This window comes from Massilia alkalitolerans DSM 17462, assembly GCF_000427785.1.
Taxonomy (GTDB): Bacteria; Pseudomonadota; Gammaproteobacteria; order Burkholderiales; family Burkholderiaceae_D; genus Telluria; species Telluria alkalitolerans.
Map to the genome: position 1 here is coordinate 1 of NZ_ATYR01000033.1, position 24,449 is coordinate 24,449.

Genomic DNA, 24,449 nt, shown 5'->3' on the forward strand with positions numbered 1-24,449 from the left:
GGGCGCGGCATCCAACTGCTCGGACCCGAAGTGCCCCTCGGGTGAGTAATAAGCTCAGGTTGGATAATACAAGGGTGGGCGGCTGCACCAGGCATGTGGCTTCGTGGCAAAGTGGATGCCGCCCACGCGTTCAAACCCGTGCGAAAAGACGGCGCGTCTGAGCGTGGACTGGTTGAACGCGCGGGCGGCGCGGGCGCCAGCTGGCCGCGAAGTGAAGCGTACGCCAAAAAAACGCCGGGCGAACCCGGCGTAAAGGAGGAATTGCAAGTTTCGTGGCCGCGCATGCGGCCGGGGGAGATCTACAGGTCGAGCACCAGGCGCTCGCACTTGGCGCGCGAGCAGCACACCATCATCGAGGTGTTGGAGGCGCGCTGGGAGGCGGTCAGGACTTCGTCACGGTGGTCCACTTCGCCTTCCAGCACGGCGACCTCGCAGCAGCCGCAGATGCCGGCCTCGCAGGACGAATCGACCGCGACGCCGTTCTCCTGCAGCACCTGCAGGATGGTGGCGCCGGCCGGCACGCGCAGCTCGACGCCGCTCCTGGCCAGCTGCACCACGAAGCCGTCGCCGCCAGTGGCGACCGGCTGGCTGGCGCCGAAGCGCTCCAGGTGCACGGTTTCCGGCGCACGTTCCGCGGTGGCGGCTTCATAGGCGGTCAGCATCGGCGCCGGGCCGCAGCAGTAGAAGTGGCTGCCGCTGGGGGCGGCTGCGACGACGGCGCCCAGGCCGAGCACCGTGCCCGCTTCCTCGTCCACGTGCAGGCGCACGCGCTCGCCGAAGCGCGCCAGCGCCGGCAGGAAGCCCAGGTCGGCGCGCGAGCGGCTGGCGTACCACAGTTCGAACGAGGCGCCCAGTGCTTCCAGGCGCTCGGCCATGCACAGGATCGGGGTGATGCCAATGCCGCCGGCGATCAGCACCGTGTGCGCGGCATCTTCGACCAGCGGGAAGTGGTTGCGCGGCCCGGACAGTTCCAGCAGGGCGCCGACGCGCAGCTGCTCGTGCATGTAGCGCGAGCCGCCGCGGCTGTTGGGGTCGCGCTTGACGCCGACCAGGTAGCGCTCGGGAGACTCCTGGGCTTGCAGCAGCGAGTAGGAGCGGGTGATGCCGTTGCCCAGGTGGACGTCGACGTGGGCGCCCGGCGTCGCTGCCGGCAGCTTGGCGCCGCTTGTCGATACGAACTCGAACACCTGGATGTCGCGCGTGACGTAGCTGACCGACTGCAGGCGCACCTGCAGCCGGGCGCCTTGGGCGGCGGAAGAAGGAAGGGGCGCGTTCACGGCTCAGTCCTGGGCGGCGCGTACGTCGACCCGCATCGCACCGATGCCGGCGATCTCGCACTCCATCACGTCGCCCGGCAGGACCTGGCCGACGCCGGCGCAGGTGCCGCTCATGATGATGTCGCCCGGGTACAGGGTGTAGTAGCTGGACGCCCAGGCGATCTGCTCGGCGATCCCGATGATCATCTCGGCGGTGTTGGCCTGCTGGCGCACTTCGCCGTTGACCGCCAGGCGAATGTCGAGCTTCTGGGCGTCGCCCACCGCGTCGGCCGTCACCAGCCAGGGACCGAGCACCGCGTAGCTGTCGACCGACTTGCGCAGCGAGCGGTCTTCCGGGCCGCGTACCGTCATGTCGAGCGCGATCGCATAGCCGGCCACGTAATCCAGGGCCTCGTCGACGGAGACCTTGGCGGCGGTCTTGCCGATCACGACCCCGAGCTCCATCTCGTGGTGCGACAGGCGCTGCGGGAAGCGCAGGGCCACGCCCTCGCTGGGGCCGACCAGGCTGCTGGCCGCCTTCAGGAACAGGCCCTGTTCGCGAACCTCGCCCTTGTAGCGGTCGGTGAAGGTGGCCTGGTCGGCGTTCGCCTCGGCCACGTGGTCGGCATAATTGACCGGCACGCCGATGATCTTGCCCGGGTTGGCCACCGGGCTCAGGAAACGCGCGCGCTCGGCCGGGATCGAGGCGGCGCCAGGGAGCAGCTGGTTGATGGCGACGCGCACCAGGTCGAGGTTGGCCAGCAGCAGGTCGCCAGGCAGGGCCGGGTAGCGCGCCGGCGGCAGGGCCTGCAGGGCCGCGCTGACGTCGTAGACACGGCCGTCGACGACGGCGCCCAGCTGCGCTTGTGCGCGTTGTTCTTGTGTGTACCAGCAGATTTTCATGGTGATCTCTTTTCAGTGAAACGTGTCAGGCGGCTGCCTGGATTTCTTCCTTCAGCAGGCCGAGGCGGCGCAGCACGTCGGCGTCGGAGACGACGAACAGTCGCGCTCCACCCTCGCTGTGGTGCGACGCCCAGTTGTGCTGGGGCAGGGTGAAGGTGTCGCGCGGGCCCCAGGCGATGCGCTGTTCGCCGATCCGGGTCTCGCCATGGCCTTCGACCACGGTGCACACCAGGTTGGCGTTGCTGCGTGCCGGCAGGGTCGGCACGCCGGCGTCGAGCTGCAGCATGGCGGTATCGAGCATCGGCATGGCCCCCTGGCCGTCCAGCGGGTTCACGTAGCGCACCCGGCGCGCGCCGTTGGGCGAGCGCGGCGCATGCTGCAGGGCGCGCACCGCGTCGGCATACGGATAGCGGAACAGCGGCGAGTGGTCGCGCCGTCCCTGGATTTGCTCCGGGACGATGCCGGGCGCGGCGAAGGCGGCGTCAAACATGGTGATCGGCGCCTCGCCGATCGGGCCGGGCTGGAACACCACGGTGCCCAGGTGCTGGTGCAGCGGCACGTCGAGCACGTCGAGCCAGACCACCGGCGCGTCGCCGTCGTGGCGGTGCTCGTGCCAGCACATGCCGGGCGTGAGCACCAGGTCGCCGAAGGCCATCGGGCACTCCTTGCCGTCGACCAGGGTGACGGCCCCGGCGCCTTCGAGCAGGAAGCGCAGCGCGTTCATGGTGTGGCGGTGCGGACGGGCGGTTTCCCCCGGCAGCAGGCACTGCAGCGCGGCCAGCACGCTGCCACAGGTGAATTCGTCGGCCAGCGAGGCGGCGTGCGGGCTGAGCATCTGCAGCACGCGCCGCTGCACCGCCGCCGGCGAGGTCTCCTGGAAGGCCAGGTCGACCAGAGGACGGGTTTCAATCCAGCGCCAGATGTGGGCGTTGGCCGGCGGCGGCGGCGGCTTGTGCGCGTTCGGGCTGTCCCACAGCGGCGCCAGGTGGGCCGCATGCCAGATCGGGTAGGGGTCGCGGACGGACTCGGTCATGCTTTGCTCCTTACAGCTTGAAGGATTCGAAGGTACCCGGATGGAACAGGTCCTCCGGCGTCACGCGGCGCGAGGACAGGCCCTGGCGATGGTGGTGGTCGAAGAACTTGTCCAGCACGTGGCGGTTCTCGTCGATGCCATAGGACCAGAAGTCCTCGCCCATCAGCTCGCGCGCCTCCTTCAGGCGCTCCTCGGCGAAGGGCAGGGTGATCTTGGTGGCCGAGGTTTCGCCCAGGTGTTCCAGCGCCAGGTGCTTGGACTGGTTGAAGGCCTTGAACACGGCGCCCGGCAGCCACGGATGCTGCTCGGCCAGCGAGCGGCGCACGCCCAGGATGTGCATGATCGGGAAGATGCGGGTACGGCGGTAGTAATCCTTGGCCGCGACCACCGGGTCCGGGAACAGCCAGCCGATGTTCGGCGTGCCGGGCTCCACGTCGGGCGCGCGCGGCGCCACGTAGGCATCGATCTCGCCCTTGGCCAGCAGGCTGGAGATGGTCTCGCCCTCGGGTGCGTCTTCGAGGCGCACGTCCGGCGGCAGCGCCAGCTTGATCTTCTCCGGGCGGCCGGCATGCGAGATGCCGCCGCGCACCCAGGTCACGTCGGACGGCAGGATGCCGTAGTCGTCCTCCAGGATCGAGCGCACCCAGACGTTGGCGGTGAGCTGGTACTCGGGCAGGCCGATGCGGCAGCCGCGCAGGTCCTCGGGGCGCTTGATGCGGTCGGTGCGCACGTAGATCGCGGTGTGGCGGAAGGCGCGCGACAGGAACACCGGCACGCCGACGTAGGGCAGGGTGCCGGCGGCGGCCTTGACGGTGGAACTGGAGAGCGACAGCTCGCAGATGTCGAATTCCTCGGCGCGGAAGGCGCGGAAGAAGATCTCTTCCGGCGACAGCGTCATGAAGACGGGATCGACGCCGTCGATCTGGACGGCGCCATCGATCAGGGGGCGGCAACGGTCGTAATTGCCGATGGCCACGGAGAGCTGCAGTTTGTTCATGTGTTTCCTTGACGGGTGGGACGTGGGACGCGCAGGCGCCGCCGGATGACGCTATTTTTTGTGATCGAGGGGAAGCGAACAACGCGGGAACGGTCATTTCAGCTATGCGTTCCCCGCATGGCTCGGTGCGAGCATGCGCAAAGCCGCATAGCTTGTGGCTTCAAGTAGGCGCGCCCGGCGACCGAAGCGTCCTTTGCAGTGGTAATGTTGCAATCTCCCGTGTTACCATTTTTTCTTTCCTGTCAGCCGAACCCCACTGCCCATGTCCATGATCGACCGCCCCCGCCGTTCCGGAGAACACCGCACCAGCGCCGCATCGCGCGAACGCATCCTCGATGCTGCATTCGAGGTGATCCGGGACGAGGGCTACAGCGGCGCGACCATGGCCAAGGTGGCCAAGAAGGCCGAGCTGCCGGTGGGAAGCGTGTACTGGCACTTCGAGAACAAGGACCTGCTGCTGGCGGCGCTGATCGACACCAGCTATGCGCGCTGGCACAGCCAGGTGGCCAGCACCCTGCAGCCGCAGGCGGGGGAAAGCTTCGGTGAGCACATCGAGCGCCTGTTCGGCGCCGTCGACGCCGAGCGCCAGTACGATGCCGCCGACTTCTGGCGCCTTGGCGTGATCCTGAGCGTCGAAAAGTCGGTGCGCGAGCAGGTGGCGCGCGAGCGCTTCCTGCACATCCGCCAATTGCAGCGCGTCGAATTCGCGTCGTGGTGGCGCAAGACCCTGCCGGAAGCGCTGCTGGCCCACGACCCGGGCCTGCCGGAACGCCTGAGCGGCTTCACCCTGGCGCTGCAGGACGGGAACGCGATCGCCGGCGCCTCGGGCGAGACGATCAAGGCCTTCCGGCCGATGCTGGCGTCCAGCCTGGCGCACCTGGTCGAACAGGCCCAGGCGCAGTTAGCGTCCCAGTCCAGCATGGCGCGCAAGCGGCGCAAACCGGAACCGGCCGAAGCCAAGGCCTGAATGCGGCGCCTGTGGGCGCAAGCCAGACTCCTTCCGGGCCGGCGATCGCCGGCCTTTTCTTTTGCGAAAATAAAATGTTGATTCTAGAACGGAGATTCAGCTAATATGTCTCGACCACTGCGCAGCCGGCACTTTGTCCGGCGCGCGGAAGGCAACCGAACCTGAAGCTCAATGGAGGAAGACGTGGCGATCGTGACCGAAGAAAACACTAGCAAGCGCATCAAGACCAAAAACTGGGACATCCACTATCACGAGGCAGGGCAGGGACATCCGCTGGTGCTGGTGCACGGCGGCGGCCCCGGCGCTTCGGCCTGGAGCAACTACAACCCGAACATCGCCACCCTGGCGCGCAAGTACCGCGTGCTGGCGGTCGACCTGCCCGGCTGGGGCAAGTCGCAGGCCGTTACCTACGACAAGCGCGACAACAGCGGCGCCCTGGCCGAGTTCCTCGAAGCGCTGGGCATCACCCAGGCCGCCTTCGTGGGCAACTCGATGGGCGGCTCGTCCTGCATCCGCCTGGCCTACGAGCGCCCGGAACTGGTGTCGCACCTGATTACCATGGGTTCCTCTGCCGGCGTGCCGGGCATCTTCGATCCGGCCGGCCTGAGCGAAGGCGTGAAGGCCCTGGAAGCGGCCTATTTCAACCCGTCGATCGAGACCATGCGCAAGTTCGTCGAAGGCATGGCCTTCGATACCCGCCACGTGACCGACGAACTGCTGGCCGAACGCGTCAAGGCGGCCCTGGCGCGCCCCGACCACATCGAAGGCTGGAAGAGCGGCCACGGCAAGCCGATGGTCAAACTGGACACGCAGCGCGTGCCCACCATTTCGGCCCCGACCCTGTTGATGCACGGCCGCGACGACCGCACCGTGCATTTCAGTTCGGCCCTGGTGCTGGCGCGCATGATCTCGAATTCGCGCGTCTACCTGGTCAACCGCTGCGGCCACTGGGTCCAGCTCGAGCACACCGACGAGTTCAACCGCGTGATCGAGTCCTTCATCGAAGGCAACCCGGTCGCGGTGCGCCAGGCCGCCTGAGCATGCCGGCAGGGCCGGGCGCTGCTGCGTCCGGCCTGAATGAGTATTCCAGAACCTGAAATCAACAAAACGAGGAGACAGCGAATGATCAAATCGCTTGCCTATCTGGGCGTGCGTTCGCCCGACTACCGGGAATGGGAGCGCTTCGGCCCCGAAGTGCTGGGCCTGCAGGTGGCCGGACACGGCGCGGACGGCGCGGTGCGCCTGCGCCTGGACGAAGTCGCCCATCGCATCGTCATCCACCCGGGCGAGCGCAATGCGGTCGCCTACATCGGCTGGAGCGTGCAGGACGAGGCCGCGGCCAGGGAGGTGACCGCGCGCGTGAACGCCCACGGCATCGAGGCATCCCGCGCCACGCCGGAAGAATGCGCGGAGCGCAAGGTCGAGGGCTTCTACTGGTTCAAGGATCCGTCCGGCTTTCGCCATGAACTGAGCTGGGGCCTGCACCATACCGTGGCCGCCTTCCGTCCGGGCCGCGCGATCTCGGGCTTTCGCACCGCCGACCAGGGCCTGGGCCACGTGGTGCTGGCAGTGAGGGACCTGGACGAGGGCGACCGCTTCTACCGCGACGTGATGGGCTTCCACCCGTCGGACACGGTGCGCGACGGTCCGCTGGTGGCGCACTTCTATCACCTGAACGGGCGCCACCACTCGCTGGCGATCGCCGCGCTGCCGACCCGCGAGGTGGCTTTCCTGCACCTGATGATCGAGGTGAATTCGATCGACGACGTCGGCACCGCGCACGACATCTGCCTGCAGCGCGAGATCCCGATCACGACCACCCTGGGCAAGCACAGCAACGACCAGATGTTCTCGTTCTACATGTACACGCCGTCGTGCTTCCGCCTCGAGTATGGCTGGGGCGGACTGGACGTGGACCCGGACCTGTGGACGCCGCGCACCTACGACAAGCCGAGCAGCTGGGGCCACCGCCGCCAGCACGCGGAACTGACCGCCCTGAAGCTGGACGAGGCATGAGCGCCCGACCCGCCCATCACACCTATCGCAAGACCTAGAATTCAAGGAGCGCAACATGCATCCGGTACGAGAAACCATCATTGGCAACATCGACAGCTTCGTCGAGCAGGAAGTCCCCAGCATCGAACTGGGCCGCGTGACGGACGAAGGCGCGCGCCTGATCCGCGATAGCGGCCTGGTGCGCATGCTGCAACCCAAGCAGTACGGCGGCTTCGAGGCCGACCCGCGCGAGTTCTACCAGACCGTGATCGACCTGGCCTCGCGGGCCTCGTCGCTGGGCTGGGTCGGCTCGGTGGTCGGCGTGCACCCGTTCCAGTTCGGCCAGGGCGACCCGCGCATGCAGGAAGAAGTCTGGGGCGAAGACCACGACACCTGGACCGCGTCGCCGTACGCGCCGATCGGCCGCGCGCGCCGCGTCGAGGGCGGCTACATCCTGAACGGCCAGTGGCCGTTCTCGTCCGGCACCGACCACTGCACCTGGGCCGTGCTGGGCGTGCTGGCCGAGCAGGACGGCGGCCCGGCGGGCGAATACACCCGCCTGATGCACTTCGTGCTGCCGCGCGCCGACTACGAGATCCTGCAGGATTCCTGGAACGTGATGGGCCTGCAGGGCACCGGCAGCAAGGACGTGCTGGTCAAGGACGTGTTCGTGCCGGACTACCGCACCTATGACGTGCAGGCCCTGAACGACTGCGAATACGCGGCGCGCCATCGTCCGGACAGCGTGCTGTACCGGATTCCGTTCGACCTGTTCTTCCCGGGCGCGATCTCGGCGGCGACGCTGGGCATCGCGGCCGGCGTGGTCAAGCACTTCGCCGACTACACCGGTAGCCGGGTCAGCCGCATGGGCGTGAAGCAGACCCAGAACCCGTACCACATGGCCTCGCTGGGCGCGGCCCTGGCCGACATCGACGCCTCGTGCCAGCACGTGGTCAACGAGATCGGCGAGATCTACAAGCTGGTGCAGGCCGGCGGCAAGGTGACCCGCGAGATGAAGTACAAGGCGCGCGTGAACCAGGTGCGCGCCGTGCGCCGCGCGGCCGAGGCGGCCGCCGAGGTGTTCAAGCACGCCGGCGGCAACGCCAGCCGCGTCACCAACCCGATCCAGCGCACCTGGCGCGACCTGTCGGTGGCCATGGGCCATGCCTGCAACGTCGACGATCCGGTGTACGCGGCCTATGCCGGCTCGCTGTACGGCATTCCGGTGCCGCGCGGCGTCGTCATCTGATGCCGACGGCTCCGGACGCCGGCATCGACCGGGAGCTCCTGCGGCAGGTCGAGGCGGACGTAGCCCGCGCCCTCGCGGAAGACGTCGGCGACGGCGACCTGAGCGCGGCCCTGGTGCCGGACGGCGCGGCGCGCGCGACCATCGTCTGCCGCGAGGCGGCGGTGATCTGCGGCCAGCCCTGGGTGATGGAAACCCTGCGCCAGGCGGCGCCGTCCGCGGTCGCCACCTGGCACGTGGCCGACGGCGGACGCTGCGCGCGCGGCCAGGCCATCGTCGAGATCGCGGGAGCGGCGCGCGGCCTGTTGACCGCCGAACGCACCTGCCTGAACTTCCTGCAGACCCTGAGCGCGGTGGCGACCAGGACCGCCCAGCACGTGGAGGCCGTGGCCGGCACCGGGGCGGCGATCCTGGACACGCGCAAGACCATACCCGGCCTGCGCGTGGCCCAGAAGTACGCGGTGCGCTGCGGCGGCGGGCGCAATCACCGCATGGGCCTGTACGACGCCATCCTGATCAAGGAAAACCACATCGCGGCCGCCGGCGGACTGGGCGCGGCCTTCGCTGCCGCCCAGCGGCTGGGAGCGGGGGCAAGGTTCATCCAGGTCGAAGTCGAAACCCTGGACCAGCTCGAGGAAGCCCTGCAGGCCGGCGTGAGCATGGTCCTGCTCGATAATATGTCGACCGCGCAGATCCGGCGTGCGGTGGCGCTGGCGGCCGGGCGCTGCAGCCTGGAGGTGTCCGGCGGCGTCACCCTCGAGCGCCTGCGCGAGCTGGCCGAGACCGGGGTCGACCGGATCTCGGTCGGCGCCCTGATCAAGGACATCCGCGCGATCGACTTCTCGATGCGCTTCCAGGCCGCGCCGGTCGAATGCGCCGCCGCGATGCCAGGCTGAGCCCCGGCATGACGCTGCCCGCCGTGGTCGCGCTGATGGTGCTGGCGCATACCGCCTTCGCCGGCGGGCGGGTCGCGCTGAGCCTCTCGGCGATCCGGCTCGGCGCCACGCCGCTGGAAGTGGGCCTGGTGATCGGCCTGCTGGCGCTGGTGCCGATGCTGCTGTCGGTGCATGCGGGACGCTGGACCGACCGGCGCGGCAGCGTCAAGCCGACGCTGCTCGCATTGCTGCTGCTGGAAGCCGGCCTGCTGCTGGCGCTGCTGCCTTCGCTCGGCGGCCTGGGCGCCAGCGCGGTCCTGCTCGGCAGCGGATTCATGCTGGTGCACGTGGCGCTGCACCATGCGATCCTGGCGGGTGGGCCGCCGGAACAGCATACGCGCGCCTACTCGATGCTGGCGCTCGGCAACTCCGTTTCGAGCATCGCCGGCCCGGTCATGGCCGGCTTCCTGCTCGACCTGGCGGGCGGCGCCTGGACCTTCGTCGCGCTGGCCGCCTTGCCCTTGCTGGCCCTGCTGGCACTGTCCAGGATGGGCGCCGGCACGGGCGGCGTGCCCGGGCCGGACCCGCGGCAGGGCAGGGCATCGGTCATGGACTTGCTGCGCCATGCGCCGCTGCGCGCTGTGCTGGTGGTGAGCGCGCTGCTGTCGATGGGCTGGGACCTGTTCAGCTTCATGATGCCGCTGCACGGCAGTGCGCTCGGCCTGTCCGCCTCGCGCATCGGACTGGTGATGGGGGCCTTCGGCGCCGGCACCTTCGTGGTGCGCATCTTCGTGCCGCTGCTGGCGCGCCGCTGGTCGGCGTGGCAGGTGCTGGGCGGCGCGCTGGGCCTGGCGGCTGCGGCCTACCTGGCCTTGCCGCTGGGACGCGGCTTGCCGTGGCTGCTGGCATGCGCCTTCGTGCTGGGCCTGGCGCTGGGCTGCGCGCTGCCGATGATCATGAGCGCCATCGGCCAGGCTGCGCCGCCGGGACGCGGCGGCGAGGCGATCGGGATCCGCTCGATGCTGGCCAATGCCAGCCAGACCATCCTGCCGGTGAGCGTCGGGGCGCTCGGTTCCGCGGGCGGCACCCAGGTGGTGTTCTGGGTGCTGGGCGCCGCGCTCGCCGCCGGCATGCTGTTCGCCAGGGCGCAGCAGCCGGCGCGCGGCTAGCGCGGCTTGCCTCCCGTGAACCGGTCCTTGAGCATGACCAGCAGGGTCAGCAGGCAGGCGAACACCGGCGGGCCCCAGTCGTAGATGCGCAGCGGGCGCGAGCCCATGGTGGTGGAGAAGGCCATGACGACCAGGGTCCAGATCGATGCCGTGGCGATCACGACGAGGGCATCCTTGAGTCTTGCGGCTTGGTGCATGAGTCGGTCCTTTACAGGTTGGGTTTTACTTGTTTCGACCAGGGGAAGGCCGGCTTCGCCTTCACGCGGAACAGTTCGGCGTAGCTTCTGCCGTAGGCCAGAATGAGCAGGCCGCACAGCAGGAGTTCCTGCGTGCCCGTGAACAGCTGGCGCGGGTGGGGCGAGACGAACAGGTTCAGGTAGGCGATCTGGAAGGCGATGCCGGCCATGACCGCCAGCGCCAGCGGCGTCAGGACATTAAACAGCAACATCGACCCCAGCACGATCTCCAGGTATTTGATGAAGGGGTAGAAGCCGATGTCGTTCATCGCGGCGAGGTAGGGGCCGACCGCGCCAGCCTTGCTGAAATCGGGGATGACGCCGAACACGGCGTAGTTGATTCCGGATTTGAGGAAGTGGATCGCGTAGTAGAAGCGCAGCCACATCACCAGGTATTTCCACGGGCCTTTTTCGGCATCGATCATCTTGTCTCCATTGGTGTTATCGTTGTGAAGCGGAACGGCCAATGTAGAGTGCCGGTATGGACGGAGCAATCGCCATTCCTGCAATCCTGATATGCACATCGCGATCCGTAAAATGTAACTAACCCACGAATACATCGCGCGAACAACATTCCTTCGGCGCCAACAACTACGGCGAGATTAACACTGCATCAGCCAGGCAATCAGCGAGAGGGGGAGATCACCGTCAGAATTTCACGGCTAAAAAAAACCACCCCATGGCCGGCAGGTGGCCGGGCATGGGGCGGTGGAGATATGCGGCGCCGGGAGGCGCTCTGTCAGCCCTGAGGGCCGACCGCGCGCTTGCTGCGATAGCGCTCCTGCATCCAGGCCAGGATGCCCGGCACCAGCGACAGCACGATGATGCCCATGATGACCGCGGTCAGGTTGTCGTTGACCCATTTGATGTTGCCGAAGGCATAACCGGCCACGGTCAGCGACACGACCCACAGGGTGCCGCCCGACACGTTGTAGGCCAGGAAGGTCCGGTAGCGCATGCTGCCCAGCGCAGCGACGAAGGGCGCCAGGGTGCGCACGATCGGGACGTAGCGCGCCAGCACGATGGTCTTCGGGCCGTGGCGCTCGAAGAAGCGCTCGGTATGGGCGATGTGTTCGGGCTTGATGAAGCGCAGCCGGTAGCCGTTCCTCACGCGATCGCGGAACACGGTGCCGATCGCGAAGTTGACGATGTCGCCGAGCACCGCCGCGACGATCAAGAGCGGGATCAGCACCGGCAGCGAGAGCATGCCTTTCGCGGCCAGCGCGCCGGTCACGAACAGGAGCGAGTCGCCCGGCAGGAAGGGCATCACGACCACGCCCGTCTCGACGAAGATGACCGCGAACAGCAGCACATAGACGAGCATCTGGTATTCGGCCGCGAGCACGGCGAGATGGCGGTCAAGGTGGAGGAACCAGTCGAGCAGGGTAGTCAGCATGTCGTATGTGTTTGGATGGCGTGGGCGGCATTGTACCTCTGCCGCGGTGACCTGCCCACCACGGCTGTGCGAATCCGCCACGAACGGCGCACCGTTCGCGCCGGCGCGCATGCTATAGTCGGCAGCACCCACAGGAGGCGCCCATGGAAACCCGCATCCAGCGCATTGCCGTCGTCACCGGGGGCGGCGACGCCCCGGGCCTGAACGCCGTGATCCGGGCGGTGGTGCTCGCATCCAGCCGGCACGGCTGGGAATGCTGGGGCATCCGCGACGGCTTCAACGGCCTGCTCGCGCCCGCCGGCTGCCTGGGCGAGCCGGTCATGCGCCTGTCGCCCGACGCCGTGCACGGCATCGCGCACCTCGGCGGCACCATCCTCGGCAGCACCAACCGCGGCAACCCGCTGCGCTACCCGGTTCAGGGCGCGGCCGGCCTGGAGGAACACGACCGCAGCGCCGAGCTGGTCGGCCTGTGCCGGGCGCGCGGCTTCGACGCGCTGGTGATGGTCGGCGGCGACAGTTCGATGGAAATCGCCGCCTGCCTGCAGCGCCAGGGCTTGCCGGTGGTCGGCGTGCCCAAGACCATCGACAACGACCTCGACGCTACCAACCAGACCTTCGGCTTCGATACGGCGGCCGGCTTCGCCACCGAATGCATCGACCGTCTGCACACCACCGCCGACAGCCAGCACCGCGTGATGGTGGTCGAGGTCATGGGACGCTACGCCGGCTGGATCGCGCTCCAGGCCGGCATGGCCGGGGGCGCCCATGTGATCCTGCTCCCCGAGATCCCCTTCGACCTCGACGTGGTGGCCGAGGCCATCGGGCGGCGCGACGCCGCCGGCCGGCGCCATGCGATCGTGGTGGCCGCCGAGGGCGCGCAGCCGCTCGGCGGCGAGCGCGCCCGGCTGGCGCCCGCGGGCGGCGGGCATGCCGAGCGCCTGGGCGGCATCGGGGCCTGGGTCGAAGCGCAGCTGGCGCGGCGCACCGGCAAGGAATGCCGCAGCGTGGTGCTGGGCCACCTGCTGCGCGGCGGCAGCCCGTCGGCTTTCGACCGCGTGGTGGCGGCGCGCTTCGGCGCTTGCGCGGTGCGCGCGCTGGCGCGCGGCGAGTCCGGCGTGATGGTGGCGCTGGGCGGCCAGGAGATCGGCACCGTGCCCCTGGGCGATGTGGCGGGCCGCAGCAAGCGGGTGCCGGTCGACGGCGACATGGTGCGCACGGCGCGCGAGCTCGGCATCTGCTTTGGCGACCGGACAGTTTGCTAGGCTTGCCAAAGCATCAAGACTTCGGTTCGATTTTGATTTAAATCAAAGATTTTTAGCATTCGCGAGGACAGACTAGTCCTCGACCGTTCCTCCACCCCTGTCTGGAGATTGCCATGTACCGACGTATCCTGGTCCCGACCGACGGGTCGCCCGTTTCCGAAGCGGCGGTCGATGCCGCCATCGAGTTCGTCCACGGCCGCGAGGACAGCGAGATCGTGGCGCTGTCCGTCGCAGTTCCCGAACCCACCTTCCAGTCGCTCGAAGGCGCCATGGCCTACGATCCGGGCCTGCAGATGGACGTGCTGCTGGAGCATGCCCAGCGCTATGTCGATGCCGTCGCCGCGCGCTGCGCAAAGGCGGGCTTGGCCTGCACGGCGCTTACCTGCAGCGCGCTCGACCCCGCCGAGGCGATCGCCGATACCGTCCGCGAACAGCAATGCGACCTGATCGTCATGGGTTCGCACGGCCGGCGCGGCCTGAGCCGTCTGCTGGCCGGCAGCGTGACCCAGGCCGTGCTCGCAGGCGCGCCGGTGCCGGTCATGGTCTTGCGGCCGGCCGCCGGCGCCGGCTGAGGGCGGCGTCGTGCAGATGGGGAAACAGCGTCCGGCCTCATCTCCATTCCGGGCCGCGCGCCTGACCGGTGAGCTCGCGCCCGACGACGAACGCGAATTCGGCCTGGCGCTCGACCGCAGCCTGTCCGGCATGCTGCCGGCGCTCGGAGGCTTGTTCGGCCTCGGCGTGCTGCTGTTCAGCGCATGGGACTACTGGATCGCTCCCCAGCAGGCCCCCACCACTGCGCTAATCCGGCTGGGCCTGGTCCTGCTTGGCGCCATCGGCTATCGGGACTGGGACGGGCGCATCCCGCTCGCCTGGCGTTGCGCCCTGGTTTACGTCACCCATGCCGGCGCGATGATCCTCAGCGCCGCCCTGCTGCCCGATGGCCTGTTGCTGGCGCTGCCGGCGATCACGGGGGTGATGTTTCCGCTGGCCTTGGTCGAACCGCGCCTGCTTCGCTTGTCTGCGCTGGTCCTGGCGCCGAGCCTGCTATTCCTTGGACTGGCGGCAGCGCAGTTGCCGGAGCCGGCCTTCGCCAGCAGCGTGCTGGCCTACCTCGTGATGCTCGGCCTGGTGGCGGGGGTGGCGCGCTTCCAGGGACGGCTGGTGCGCAGGAACTTCCTGGCCGAGCGCGCCCTGCGCCATGCCGCCCGCCACGACAGCCTGTGCGGGGTGCTGGCGCGAGGCTACCTGCTCGAACTTGCCAGCCACGATATCACGCTGGCGCGGCGCTACGCCCATCCGCTGGTGATCGCCATGCTCGACATCGATTTTTTCAAGCGCGTCAACGATACCTGGGGCCATCCGGTCGGCGACGCGCTCCTGCGTGCGGTCAGCCAGGCATGCGCGGACCTGCTGCGGGCCAGCGATTACTTCGGCCGGGTCGGGGGTGAGGAGTTCGTGTGCGTCATGCCCGAAACAACGGTCGAGGAAGCCCTCACCTGCGCCGAGCGCATGCGAATGGCCGTCGGCGCGATCCGCCTCGCGATCCCTCGGGGCGAAGTGCGCTGCACGATCAGCATCGGGGTTGCCGGCCTGACCCCCGGGCATGCCGGTATCGAGGATCTGCTGGCCGATGCCGACGCGGCGCTGTACCGGGCCAAGTCGAACGGCCGCGACCGCGTCGAGCTGGCGCGCGAGACCATGCCGGCCTCCGAACCGGGTAAGCCATGAAGGTCGAGACCGGCGCCGCCGCCCCCGCGGGACTGGACAGCGAAGAAGCCGCCCGTCGCCTGGCGCGCGACGGTCCCAACCGGCTGCCCGACTCCGGCAAGCGGCGCTGGCGCCGCATCGCGCTCGATGCCGCGCGCGAGCCGATGTACCTGCTGCTGGTCGGCGCCGCGGTCCTGTACCTGGTGCTGGGCGAACCGTTCGAAGGGGCCTTCCTGTTCGGGATGGTGGTCCTGATGCTGTGCATGACGCTGTACCAGGAGGGCCGCACCGAGCGCGCCCTGCAGGCGCTGCGCGAGCTGCGCGCACCGACCGCCCTGGTGTGGCGCGACGGCAGCGCGCGGCAACTGCCGGCCGGCGAACTGGTGGAGGGAGACCTGGTCGAGCTGGGCGAGGGCGACCGGGTGCCGGCCGACGGCCTGCTGCTGGCGGCGGCGGGCCTGCAGGTGGACGAGTCGCTGCTGACCGGCGAATCGGTCCCGGTCGGAAAGCTGGCTGCGCCGCAGGACGGTGAGGGGGCGGTCCAAGCGCAGGCACCGGGCGGCGCCGACCTGCCGTGGGTGTATTCCGGCACGCTGGTGGTGCAGGGGCACGGCCTGGCGCGGGTCAGCGCCACCGGCGTGCGCAGCGAGATCGGCCGCATCGGGGCGGCGCTGGGCGGCATCGCGCCGCCGCCCGGGCGCCTGCAGCGCGAGACCAGGGCCCTGGCGCGCCGCTTCGCGATCCTGGGTGGCGCCGTCAGCGCCGCGCTGGTCCTGCTGCTGGTGCTGCGTGGCCAGGATCCCTTGCAGGCGCTGCTGGCCGGCATTGCGCTGTCGATGTCCATGTTGCCGGAGGAGTTTCCTGTCATCCTCACCGTATTCCCCGCGATCGGCGCCTGGCGCCTGGCGCGCAGCCAGGTGCTGACCCGGCGCCTGGCTGCGATCGAGATCCTGGGCTCGACCTCGGTGCTGTGCGTCGACAAGACCGGCACCCTGACCGAGAACCGGATGGCGGTCGCGCAGCTGTGGCGCGACGGCGGCATCCATGAGGGCGCCGCTGCGGCCGCGATGGCGGCGCCGTACCAGGAACTGCTGGCCTGCGCGCTGCGCGCCAGCCGGGCGCTCGGCAGCGACCCGATGGAGGCCGCGTTCTGGCGCCTGGCCGCCGACGCGCTGCCCGATGGCGGCGCGCCGCCGCCCGGCTGGACCCTGGTGCACGAGTACGGCCTGACGCCGCAGCGGCCGGCCCTGGTGCAGGTGTGGGATTGCGGCGACGGCCGCCTGCTGGTCGCCGCCAAGGGGGCGCCCGAGGCGATCGTGGCGATGTGCGGCGTGCCTGCGCCCGCGGGCGCCGCGCTGCTCGAGGCGGCCGCGCGGATGGCGGCGGACGGCCTGCGGGTGCTGGCGGTGGCGCGCGGCTGGGCTGCGGCCGGGGGCCGGGCCATGCCGGTCGAGCCCGCCGCCTTCGGCCTCGGGCTGCTCGGCCTCACCGCGCTGGCGGATCCGTTGCGCCCCGACATTCCCGCCGCCGTGGCGGCCTGCCGCGGCGCCGGCATGCGGGTCGTGATGATCACCGGCGACCATCCCGAAACCGCGCGCGCGATCGCGCGCCAGGCCGGGCTCGACGCCGGAGCGCCCGACGCGGTGCTGACCGGCGTCGCGATCGCCGCGCTCGACGACGCCGGGCTGGCGCGCCGCCTGGCCGACACCGACGTCTGCGCCCGCGTCGCCCCGCAGCAAAAGCTGCGCATCGTGCAGGCGCTCCAGCAGGGCGGCGCGGTGGTCGCGATGACCGGCGACGGGGTCAACGACGCGCCGGCGCTACGCGCGGCGGATGTGGGCGTCGCCATGGGCCGGCGCGGCACCGACGTCGCGCGCGAAGCCGCCGAGCTGACCCTGCTGGACGACCGCTTCGCTTCGCTGGTCGAGGCCATCGCGACGGGCCGGCGGATCTTCGGCAACATGCGCAAGTCGATGTGCTACGTGATGGCGATGCACGTGCCGATCGCCGGCATGGCGCTGCTGCCCGTGCTGCTGGGCTGGCCGGTCATGCTGTACCCGCTCCATATCGTGTTCCTGGAACTGGTGATCGACCCCGCCTGTTCGCTGGCCTTCGAGAACGAACCGGCCGAGGCGGACCTGATGCGGCGCCCGCCGCGCGCCCCCGGCGAAGCCCTGTTCGGGCGCGCGGCCGTCGGCAGCGCGCTGGTCCAGGGCGCCTGGGTGCTGGCCTTGCTCGTGGCACTGTATGGCTGGGCGCTCTCATGGCTGCCGGAACCGGAGGCGCGCGGCGCCGCCTTTGCCGCGCTGGTGCTGTGCAACCTCGCACTGCTGCTGTCGAATCGCCAGCGCGACGGTGTCGGTAGCACGCTGCGGGTCGCCAACCCGGTGTTCTGGGCGATCGCCGGCGCGGCGCTGCTGCTGCTCGCGCTGGCGCTGTTCGTGCCGGCGCTGGCAGGGCTCCTCGACCTGGCCCCGCCGCCGCCCGCCGCGCTGGCCGCCGCCGTCGGCATGGCGCTGCTGGCGCTGGCCGGACTGGAGTTGCGCAAGTGGTCGGCGGGGCGGCGGCCGCAGTCGCGCTAGCTTGCCCGTCGACGACGCACCGGATGGCCCGGGATCATCAGGATGGGCCTGGCCATCGGGCGTTCTCGGGCACCGGCGAACCTGGCGCATTTGATGTAGGTCAAAGACATGCGCAGCGTAGATGGCGAGACTGCAACAGCCAGCAAAACATGGGAGGTGATCGATGAGCTACCGGACCATCGTCGTGCATGCCGACGAATCACGTCACGCGCCGCAACGACTGCGCATCGCGGCCTGGCTGGCCGGGGAGCATGGGGCGCACCTGGTAGGTGTCGCCGCCATCGGCGTCTCACGCGAGGTCTTCCCCCATGGATACAAGGCGGTGCCGGGCAGCCTCGAGGCCAGCTATTTCGCTCCCCTGCACGACGCGGCAGGGCGCGCGCTCGCGCAGTTCGAGGCGCTGGCGGGCGAAGCCGGTGTCGCGTCCGAGAAACGGCTGGTGTGCGACCTCCCGAGCGAAGCCCTGGCGCGGCTGGGACGCTTCGCCGACCTGGTCGTGGTCAGCCAGGACGACCCGGATGAAGCCTTGAGCGAGACCGTCGTGCGCATCCCCGAGTACGTGGCTTTCACTTGCGCCCGCCCGGTGCTGGTCGTGCCCTGCGCCCCGGTCCTGCCCGGTCCCTTGCGCCATGTGCTCGCCGCCTGGAACGGCAGCAAGCAGGCGGCGGCGGCGCTGCACGCCGCGCTGCCGCTGCTGCGGCGCGCCGCGCGCGTGACCGTCGTCGCCTTCCGTCCGCCCGGCGACACCGAGCTGGGCGAGCCGCAGCACCAGGCCGACCTCGGCGCCTTCCTCGCGCGCCACCAGGTCCGGGCCGGGATCATGGCGATCGAGCGCCGCCTCGACGGCGGGCAGGCGCTGCTCGGGCTGGCGGCGCAGGAGGGCTGCGACCTGCTGGTCATGGGCTGCTACGGCCATTCGCAGTTCCGCGAGCTGTTCCTCGGGGGTGTCACGCGCTACGTGCTGCAGAACGCGCGCTTGCCCGTCCTGATGGCGCACTGAACCAACGGCAGGAGGATTCCATGGAAATGATGAAAGCGGCAGTCTTTCTCGGCCCCGGCCGGATCGCGCTGGAGCGCAAGCCAGTGCCCCGGGCGGGGCCCGGCGAAGCGGTGGTCAAGGTGACGATGACGACCATCTGCGGCACCGACGTCCATATCCTGAAAGGCGAGTATCCGGTCGCGCCGGGCCTGACCATCGGCCACGAGCCGGTCGGCGTGATCGCCGAACTCGGCCCGGGGGTGGAGGGCTACGCGCTCGGCCAGCGGGTGGTGGTGGGGGCGATCACGCCTTGCGGCCAGTGCCATCCCTGCCTCGAGGGCCACCAGTCCCAGTGCGGCGGACATGCGCTCGGCGGCTGGCGCTTCGGCAACACGATCGACGGCTGCCAGGCCGAGTACGTCCGGGTGCCGTTCGCGATGGCGAACCTGTCCCCGATACCAGACGGATTGAGCGACGAGCAGGTGCTGATGTGCCCCGACATCATGAGCACCGGCTTCGGCGGCGCCGAGAACGGCGCGATCCGCATCGGCGACACCGTGGCGGTCTTTGCCCAGGGGCCGATCGGCCTGTGCGCTACCGCCGGAGCGCGCCTGCGCGGCGCCAGCCGCATCATCGCGGTCGACACGGTGCCGGCGCGGCTGGAGATGGCCAGGCGGCTGGGGGCGGACCACGTGATCGACTTCCGGCAGGCCGATCCGGTCGAGGCCATCCTTGCACTCACCGACGGGCGGGGCGCCGACGTCACGATCGAGGCCCTGGGCACCCAGCAGACCTTCGAAAGCTGCCTGCGCGCCCTGAAGCCGGGCGGCACGCTGTCGAGCCTGGGCGTGTATTCGGGCAAGCTGGACCTGCCGGTGGACGCCTTCGCCGCCGGCCTGGGCGACCACAAGCTGGTCACGACGCTTTGCCCCGGCGGCAAGCACCGGATGCGGCGGCTGATGGACATCGTCGCCCAAGGCCGGGTCGACCTGCGGCCGCTGGTGACCCACCGCTTCCCGCTCGAGCGGATCGAGGAAGCCTACGACCTGTTCGCCAACCAGCGCGACGGGGTGCTGAAAGTGGCGATCGTTCCCTGATGCGGCGAGCGGCGGTTCAGGACGCGACGCCCTCGATGAAGTCGGGCTGCGACGCGTCGCGCGGGTCGCGCAGGAGGAGCACCGGAATGCTGGAATTGGCCAGCACGTACTGCGCCACGCTGCCGACGAACAGACGGTTCGCGTCGTTCGGCCCGTGCGTGCCCATCACGATCAGGTCGCAGCCATGTTCTTCCGCGACCCGGATGATGTCGGGGCCAGGCGCCGAGGCCAGCGGCGTCTCGGCATCGCAGCTGACGCCGGCCTGGCGGGCGATGTCCAGCACCGTCTCGACGTGCGCCTGCGCGGCCCGGCGGGCGCGTGCGAATTCGGCCTGGGCGCATTCGTTGTCCGGTGTGGCGTTGCCGTTTTCCGGCCGGTGGAACTGCGGTTGCGCCACCGAGACCGCGACGACGCGTCCGGCGCCCGAGCGGGCGAGCAGGGCGCCCATCTGGGCGGCGCGGACGGCCAGGTCGGAGCCGTCGGTGGCGATACAGACGCGTTCGAGGAACATGGTGTGGTCCTTTCGTCGTGTGTGCGGACAGGATCGAAAATACTCGAAACCTGGGTTGTGGTGCAAATGAAATATGCAGGGCGGCGCAGGCAAGCGCTGCACGGGAGGCTGATATGACGAACATGACCTGGCGACGCGCCTGCGCCACCGCCCTGCTGGGCATGCTGCCCCAGCTGGCCGCCGCGGCGCCCGATTATTTCTCCTGGACGGGAGCGGGCAGCAAGTACGCCCGCGCGCTCGCACTGAACAATCAGGGGCATTATGCGGTCAACAGCTTCGGACCGGAAACGCCTTACCAGGGCGCCGCGATCATCCGCCAGCCCTTCGCGGAATCGGTCGGCGGCCTGGGCGGCTACATCACCCAGGTCCGCGCGCTCAACGACCTCGACCAGGCAGTGGGCCTGTCGACCACGGCCACGGGCGAGGACCACGCCTTCCTGTATTCGGAAGGGCAGATACAGGACCTGACGGCCCGCTACGGCATCCAGGATGCGCGCGACATCAACAACCGCGGCGAGATCGCCGCCCGCAGTCCGGATTTCCGCGCCGCAGTGCTCAGGGACGGCGTGGTCGACATCGTCGGCCCCGAGTACAGCGGCCCGGGCGACATCAACGAGCGCGGAGAGGTGCTGGTCAGCTACGACGCCTACGACAACGGATTCGGATCCCGCACCGCCGTGTACAGCCAAGGGATGCTGACCGAGCTGCCACGCTTCGGCGGCAGCCCGGTGTCCGGCCAGGCCATCAACGACGCCGGCTGGGTGACCGGCTACTTCACCCAGGCCGACGGCCGCAACCACGCCTTCCTCTGGGACGGCGACACCTACTTCAACCTGACGCCCCGGGCCCGCAACGGCTTCGCCTACGATATCAACAATCTCGGCCAGGTGGTCGGCGTCGCGGACGGCCGCGCCGTCCTGTATGCCGACGGCCGGCTGATCGACCTGAACACCCGCATCGACCGCGACGCCGACCTGTTGCTGATCGCGGCCGACGAGATCAACGACCGCAGCCAGATCCTGGCGCACCGCTGCGACCGCACCGGCGTGTTCTGCTACGGCTCGGTGCTGCTCGACCCGGTGCCGGCGGTGCCGGAACCGTCAACGCTGGCGATGCTGCTGGCGGGGCTGGGCCTGGCCGCGGCGCTGCCGCCGGGCCGCGCGCTGCGGCGCAGGCGAACCGGCGCTTAGCGGTGGAACTCCACGCAGAAGCGCACCGGCCCCGCGATGTCGACATGGTGCGGCACGCCCGGTTCGACGATGCCCGGCGTCCCGGGCGCGAGCAGGTGTTCTTCGGTCTCCGGCGCCTCGATCACATAACGCAGGCTGCCCTCGTGGACGACAATGCGGCCCCAGACGCCGGCCGCGGTGCTGTGCGCGCGCCGCAATCCCGCCGGCACCGTGTCCTGGTCGAAGATCGGCGTGCTCTTGTAGTGATCCAGCCCGGCGGGCAGGTGTTTCATGTTGCTCCCCTCAAGCCACTTCGACGCGGCCGAAATAACCGTATTGCAGGCTGGCGGCGATGCGCCGGGCCGCCGCCAGGAAGGCGTCGGCGGTTTCCGGCGCGAACAGCCGCCGCGCATGCGCCTCGAACAGGCCGAGCCAGCGCCGGAAATGCTCCGCCCCGATGCCCTGCAAGCCCATGTGCTTGCCGTAGACATTGCCCTTGAACTCGCTACTCGACAGCATGACCGAACACCAGAAGTCCACCATGCGCTCGAGGTGGGCTTCCCAGTTGGCGCCGATGGCGCCGTCGAATACCGGCTGCAACAGCTCGTCGCGCCGGATATCGGCATAAAAATCCCTGACCAGCATGCTGATCGATTGGCGGTTCGGTTCGTGATACATATCGTGCGGCTCCGGTGTACGGCCACATTGTGGCAGAACCGGCGGGTTCAGGCGAGATGTGCGGGTAGAATCGCCCTCATCATTGCAAACCAGGACAGATGGATGACGGACCGGTTCGAGGAAATGCGCGTGTTCGCGGCCGTGGTCGAGGCGGGCGGCTTCACGGCCGCCGCGGGGCGGCTCGGGATGTCGAAGGCGGCGGTGTCGCGCCATGTGGCCGAGCTCGAGGAGCGCCTCGGCGTGCGCCTGCTGCACCGGACCACGCGCCGGCTCTCGACCACCGCGGAAGGCGAGCTGTTCCACGCGCGCTGCCGCGAACTGCTGGACCGGCTCGAGGAAGCGGAAGCCGAGCTCGGATCGGGCAGTACCACGGCCCAGGGCGTGGCCAGGGCCAATGTGCCGCTCAGTTTCGGCCTGATGCACCTGGCGCCGCTGTGGCCGCGGCTGCTGGAGCGCCATCCCGGACTGGAACTCGACGTCAGCCTGTCGGACCGGGTGGTCGACCTGGTGGACGAGGGCTATGACCTCGCCGTGCGGATCGGCCAGCTGCCCGCGTCCTCGCTGGTGAGCCGGCGGCTTGCCTCGACCCGGCTGGTGGCCTGCGCCGCGCCGGCCTACCTGGCCGCGCATGGCGCGCCGGCCCGGCCGGGCGAGCTGGCGCGCCATGCCGTCATCGGCTACAGCCTGTTCGCGTCCGGCGACACCTGGAGCTTTTCCGGCCCCGCCGGCGAGGAAACCGTCAAGGTGCAGCCGCGCATGCGCACCAACAATGGCGACACCTGCCGCGCCGCCGCGCTGGCAGGGCAGGGCATCATCCTCCAGCCCAGCTTCATGGTCGGCGCCGACCTGGCCGAGGGCAAACTGGTGGAGCTGATGCCGGGCTGGCGCGCGATCACGCTGGGCATCTATGCGGTCTATCCTTCGCGTAAATTCCTGGCGCCGAAGGTGCGGGCGATCATCGATTTCCTGGTCGAGGCATTTGCGGATCCGCCCTGGCGCGATTGACGGGATTGTTCCATAAAGTGAAACAGTCATATCCGCTCTAGACTATTTATCGACGCTGCATAAGACAATAAGATGGGGTCTTTCACGAGGAGAGACACCATGATCCGCCTTCCCGCCCTGTTCATCTCCCACGGCTCGCCCATGCTGGCGCTGCAGGACAGCCCGGCGCGCCGCTTCCTCGAACAGCTCGGCGCGACGCTGCCGCGTCCGCGCGCGGTGCTGGCCGTGTCGGCGCACTGGGAGACCATCGGCGCCCCGGCCGTGAGCCTGGCGCAGCAACCCGCCACCATCCACGACTTCGGCGGCTTTCCGCGCGCCCTGTTCGAGATCCAGTATCCGGCGCCGGGAGCGCCCGGACTCGCCGAACGCGCCCTCACCCTGCTGGAGCAGGCCGGCATCCAGGCCGGACGCAGCGCCGGGCGCGGGCTCGACCACGGCGCCTGGGTGCCCCTGCGCCTGATGTATCCCGATGCCGACGTGCCGGTCACCCAGCTCTCGATCCTGCGCGACGGCGATCCCGCCGCCCACCTGCGCATCGGCCAGGCCCTGGGCGCGCTGCGCGACGAAGGCGTGCTGGTGCTGGCCTCCGGTTCGTTGACCCACAACCTGCACGAATACCGGGGCCAGGCGGTCGAGGCGCCGGCACCCGCGTGGGTGGACGACTTCGCCCGCTGGATGCAGGCCTCCCTCGAGAACGGCGACCAGGCCGAGTTGCTGGACTACCGCCGCCGCGCCCCGAACGCGGTACGCAACCACCCGACCGACGAGCACCTGCTGCCCCTGTTCGTCGCCATGGGCGCGGGCGGGCCGCAAGCGCGCGCCACCCGCCTGCACGCGAGCGTGGAACACGGGGTGCTGGCGATGGACGCCTATGCGTTCGACTGAAGCGAACGGTGCGCCCGCGAATCGGTCGAAGGGCGATGATGTCAGTACAACTCATCCGGAAGGAGTGATCATGCAAACCACAAACCTTGCGCCGCGCAGCATGGACGACGAAGGCAAGCTGCTGCTGCGCGCGGCGCTGGCGATCATCCTGCTGTTCCATGGCTTCTCCAAGCTTGCCGGCGGCATCGGCCCGATCACCGGCATGGTCGAAGGCGCCGGCCTGCCGGGGGTGTTCGCCTACGGCGTGTATGTCGGCGAAGTGGTGGCGCCGCTCCTGATGCTGGTCGGGCTGTTCACCCGCGCCGCGGCGCTGGTGGTGGTGATCAACATGATCGTGGCGGTGCTGCTGGCCCATACCGCGCAGTTCTTCACGCTCAACGACACCGGCGGCTGGGCGCTCGAGCTGCAGGGCATGTTCCTGGCCGCGGCGCTGGCGGTCGCGCTGCTCGGTGCCGGCCGCTACAGCCTGGGCGGCACGGCCGGTCGCTTCAACTGAGCGGA

26 protein-coding genes are annotated in these 24,449 nt (G+C 69.5%); 16 read left to right on the top strand and 10 right to left on the bottom strand.

The genetic code is table 11. From position 1 onward, the window contains the following. Positions 1–299: 299 nt before the first annotated feature. From YWC_RS0123435 to YWC_RS0123450, 4 genes are read right to left on the bottom strand one after another with little or no spacing between them, the layout of a single operon-like run. Positions 300–1,277, bottom strand: coding sequence for a PDR/VanB family oxidoreductase (locus tag YWC_RS0123435; protein WP_051306696.1), 978 nt, complete (start codon positions 1,275–1,277; stop codon positions 300–302). 3 nt (positions 1,278–1,280) lie between these two features. Then, positions 1,281–2,159 carry a fumarylacetoacetate hydrolase family protein gene (locus YWC_RS0123440; protein ID WP_027867569.1) on the bottom strand — a complete coding sequence of 293 codons (879 nt, stop codon included), beginning with the start codon at positions 2,157–2,159 and terminating at the stop codon, positions 1,281–1,283. A gap of 25 nt (positions 2,160–2,184) precedes the next feature. Further along, complete coding sequence (locus YWC_RS30555; protein WP_051306697.1) at positions 2,185–3,192, bottom strand: cupin domain-containing protein; 1,008 nt, start codon at positions 3,190–3,192, stop codon at positions 2,185–2,187. A 10-nt stretch (positions 3,193–3,202) separates the two neighbouring features. Continuing rightward, positions 3,203–4,189, bottom strand: a complete 987-nt coding sequence (locus YWC_RS0123450; RefSeq protein WP_027867570.1) for a substrate-binding domain-containing protein — start codon at positions 4,187–4,189, stop codon at positions 3,203–3,205. Positions 4,190–4,457: 268 nt separating this feature from the next. Between YWC_RS0123450 and YWC_RS30560 the strand changes: the two genes are divergently transcribed. From YWC_RS30560 to YWC_RS0123480, 6 genes are all read left to right on the top strand, one after another. Then, a complete protein-coding gene (locus YWC_RS30560) occupies positions 4,458–5,156 on the top strand; it encodes a TetR/AcrR family transcriptional regulator (protein ID WP_036215719.1) in 699 nt (232 codons plus the stop codon). A gap of 183 nt (positions 5,157–5,339) precedes the next feature. Further along, on the top strand, positions 5,340–6,194 hold the full coding sequence (locus YWC_RS30565) for an alpha/beta fold hydrolase (RefSeq protein WP_156923859.1): 855 nt from the start codon (positions 5,340–5,342) through the stop codon (positions 6,192–6,194). An 84-nt stretch (positions 6,195–6,278) separates the two neighbouring features. Beyond that, positions 6,279–7,172 carry a VOC family protein gene (locus YWC_RS0123465; protein ID WP_027867571.1) on the top strand — a complete coding sequence of 298 codons (894 nt, stop codon included), beginning with the start codon at positions 6,279–6,281 and terminating at the stop codon, positions 7,170–7,172. A 55-nt stretch (positions 7,173–7,227) separates the two neighbouring features. Beyond that, on the top strand, positions 7,228–8,400 hold the full coding sequence (locus tag YWC_RS0123470; RefSeq protein ID WP_027867572.1) for an acyl-CoA dehydrogenase family protein: 1,173 nt from the start codon (positions 7,228–7,230) through the stop codon (positions 8,398–8,400). Then, entirely contained in the window at positions 8,400–9,293 is an 894-nt protein-coding gene (gene nadC / locus YWC_RS30570) for a carboxylating nicotinate-nucleotide diphosphorylase (RefSeq protein ID WP_051306698.1), read from the top strand. The genes YWC_RS0123470 and nadC overlap by 1 nt, the downstream gene beginning before the upstream one ends. 8 nt (positions 9,294–9,301) lie before the next feature. Next, complete coding sequence (locus tag YWC_RS0123480; protein ID WP_036215724.1) at positions 9,302–10,441, top strand: MFS transporter; 1,140 nt, start codon at positions 9,302–9,304, stop codon at positions 10,439–10,441. Here the strand turns inward: YWC_RS0123480 and YWC_RS33070 are convergent. The 3 genes from YWC_RS33070 to YWC_RS0123495 form a co-directional block, all read right to left on the bottom strand. Continuing rightward, positions 10,438–10,638, bottom strand: coding sequence for a hypothetical protein (locus tag YWC_RS33070; protein ID WP_027867574.1), 201 nt, complete (start codon positions 10,636–10,638; stop codon positions 10,438–10,440). The two genes, YWC_RS0123480 and YWC_RS33070, sit on opposite strands and share 4 nt — an antisense overlap. Before the next feature lie 11 nt (positions 10,639–10,649). After that, positions 10,650–11,102 carry a hypothetical protein gene (locus YWC_RS0123490; RefSeq protein WP_027867575.1) on the bottom strand — a complete coding sequence of 151 codons (453 nt, stop codon included), beginning with the start codon at positions 11,100–11,102 and terminating at the stop codon, positions 10,650–10,652. 314 nt (positions 11,103–11,416) lie between these two features. Further along, positions 11,417–12,073 carry a VTT domain-containing protein gene (locus YWC_RS0123495; RefSeq protein WP_027867576.1) on the bottom strand — a complete coding sequence of 219 codons (657 nt, stop codon included), beginning with the start codon at positions 12,071–12,073 and terminating at the stop codon, positions 11,417–11,419. Between the two features lie 143 nt (positions 12,074–12,216). Here YWC_RS0123495 and YWC_RS0123500 point away from each other — a divergent pair, with 143 nt between their 5' ends. The 6 genes from YWC_RS0123500 to YWC_RS0123525 all read left to right on the top strand — a co-directional run bounded on the left by YWC_RS0123500 (position 12,217) and on the right by YWC_RS0123525 (position 19,700). Then, positions 12,217–13,335 carry a 6-phosphofructokinase gene (locus YWC_RS0123500; protein WP_027867577.1) on the top strand — a complete coding sequence of 373 codons (1,119 nt, stop codon included), beginning with the start codon at positions 12,217–12,219 and terminating at the stop codon, positions 13,333–13,335. Positions 13,336–13,448: 113 nt separating this feature from the next. Then, on the top strand, positions 13,449–13,907 hold the full coding sequence (locus YWC_RS0123505) for a universal stress protein (protein ID WP_036215681.1): 459 nt from the start codon (positions 13,449–13,451) through the stop codon (positions 13,905–13,907). Between the two features lie 16 nt (positions 13,908–13,923). Next, positions 13,924–15,063, top strand: a complete 1,140-nt coding sequence (locus YWC_RS31790; RefSeq protein ID WP_084416557.1) for a GGDEF domain-containing protein — start codon at positions 13,924–13,926, stop codon at positions 15,061–15,063. Beyond that, positions 15,060–17,624 (top strand): cation-translocating P-type ATPase, encoded by a 2,565-nt coding sequence (locus YWC_RS30580; protein WP_036215684.1) that lies wholly within the window; start codon positions 15,060–15,062, stop codon positions 17,622–17,624. The genes YWC_RS31790 and YWC_RS30580 overlap by 4 nt, the downstream gene beginning before the upstream one ends. A gap of 163 nt (positions 17,625–17,787) precedes the next feature. Then, on the top strand, positions 17,788–18,624 hold the full coding sequence (locus YWC_RS30585) for a universal stress protein (RefSeq protein WP_036215687.1): 837 nt from the start codon (positions 17,788–17,790) through the stop codon (positions 18,622–18,624). Between the two features lie 20 nt (positions 18,625–18,644). After that, positions 18,645–19,700, top strand: coding sequence for an NAD(P)-dependent alcohol dehydrogenase (locus YWC_RS0123525; protein ID WP_027867579.1), 1,056 nt, complete (start codon positions 18,645–18,647; stop codon positions 19,698–19,700). A gap of 16 nt (positions 19,701–19,716) precedes the next feature. Here YWC_RS0123525 and YWC_RS0123530 read toward each other — a convergent pair whose 3' ends face one another. Beyond that, the gene (locus YWC_RS0123530; RefSeq protein WP_027867580.1) at positions 19,717–20,211 is read right to left on the bottom strand and encodes a universal stress protein; all 495 of its coding nucleotides are present in this window, start codon (positions 20,209–20,211) and stop codon (positions 19,717–19,719) included. Positions 20,212–20,324: 113 nt separating this feature from the next. Here YWC_RS0123530 and YWC_RS0123535 point away from each other — a divergent pair, with 113 nt between their 5' ends. Next, complete coding sequence (locus YWC_RS0123535; protein WP_027867581.1) at positions 20,325–21,401, top strand: HAF repeat-containing PEP-CTERM protein; 1,077 nt, start codon at positions 20,325–20,327, stop codon at positions 21,399–21,401. Here the strand turns inward: YWC_RS0123535 and YWC_RS0123540 are convergent. Next, complete coding sequence (locus YWC_RS0123540; protein ID WP_027867582.1) at positions 21,398–21,673, bottom strand: TehB family protein; 276 nt, start codon at positions 21,671–21,673, stop codon at positions 21,398–21,400. The two genes, YWC_RS0123535 and YWC_RS0123540, sit on opposite strands and share 4 nt — an antisense overlap. A gap of 10 nt (positions 21,674–21,683) precedes the next feature. Beyond that, positions 21,684–22,058 carry a group III truncated hemoglobin gene (locus YWC_RS0123545; RefSeq protein ID WP_027867583.1) on the bottom strand — a complete coding sequence of 125 codons (375 nt, stop codon included), beginning with the start codon at positions 22,056–22,058 and terminating at the stop codon, positions 21,684–21,686. A 102-nt stretch (positions 22,059–22,160) separates the two neighbouring features. On the opposite strand from YWC_RS0123545, the gene YWC_RS0123550 reads away from it, so the two are divergent. From YWC_RS0123550 to YWC_RS0123560, 3 genes are all read left to right on the top strand, one after another. Further along, positions 22,161–23,063: a LysR family transcriptional regulator gene (locus YWC_RS0123550; RefSeq protein ID WP_036215692.1), complete on the top strand. Its 903-nt coding sequence runs from the start codon at positions 22,161–22,163 to the stop codon at positions 23,061–23,063. A 99-nt stretch (positions 23,064–23,162) separates the two neighbouring features. Further along, on the top strand, positions 23,163–23,948 hold the full coding sequence (locus YWC_RS0123555; RefSeq protein WP_211238997.1) for a dioxygenase family protein: 786 nt from the start codon (positions 23,163–23,165) through the stop codon (positions 23,946–23,948). Positions 23,949–24,018: 70 nt separating this feature from the next. Beyond that, positions 24,019–24,444 (top strand): DoxX family protein, encoded by a 426-nt coding sequence (locus YWC_RS0123560; RefSeq protein ID WP_027867586.1) that lies wholly within the window; start codon positions 24,019–24,021, stop codon positions 24,442–24,444. The last annotated feature ends 5 nt before the right edge of the window (positions 24,445–24,449 follow it).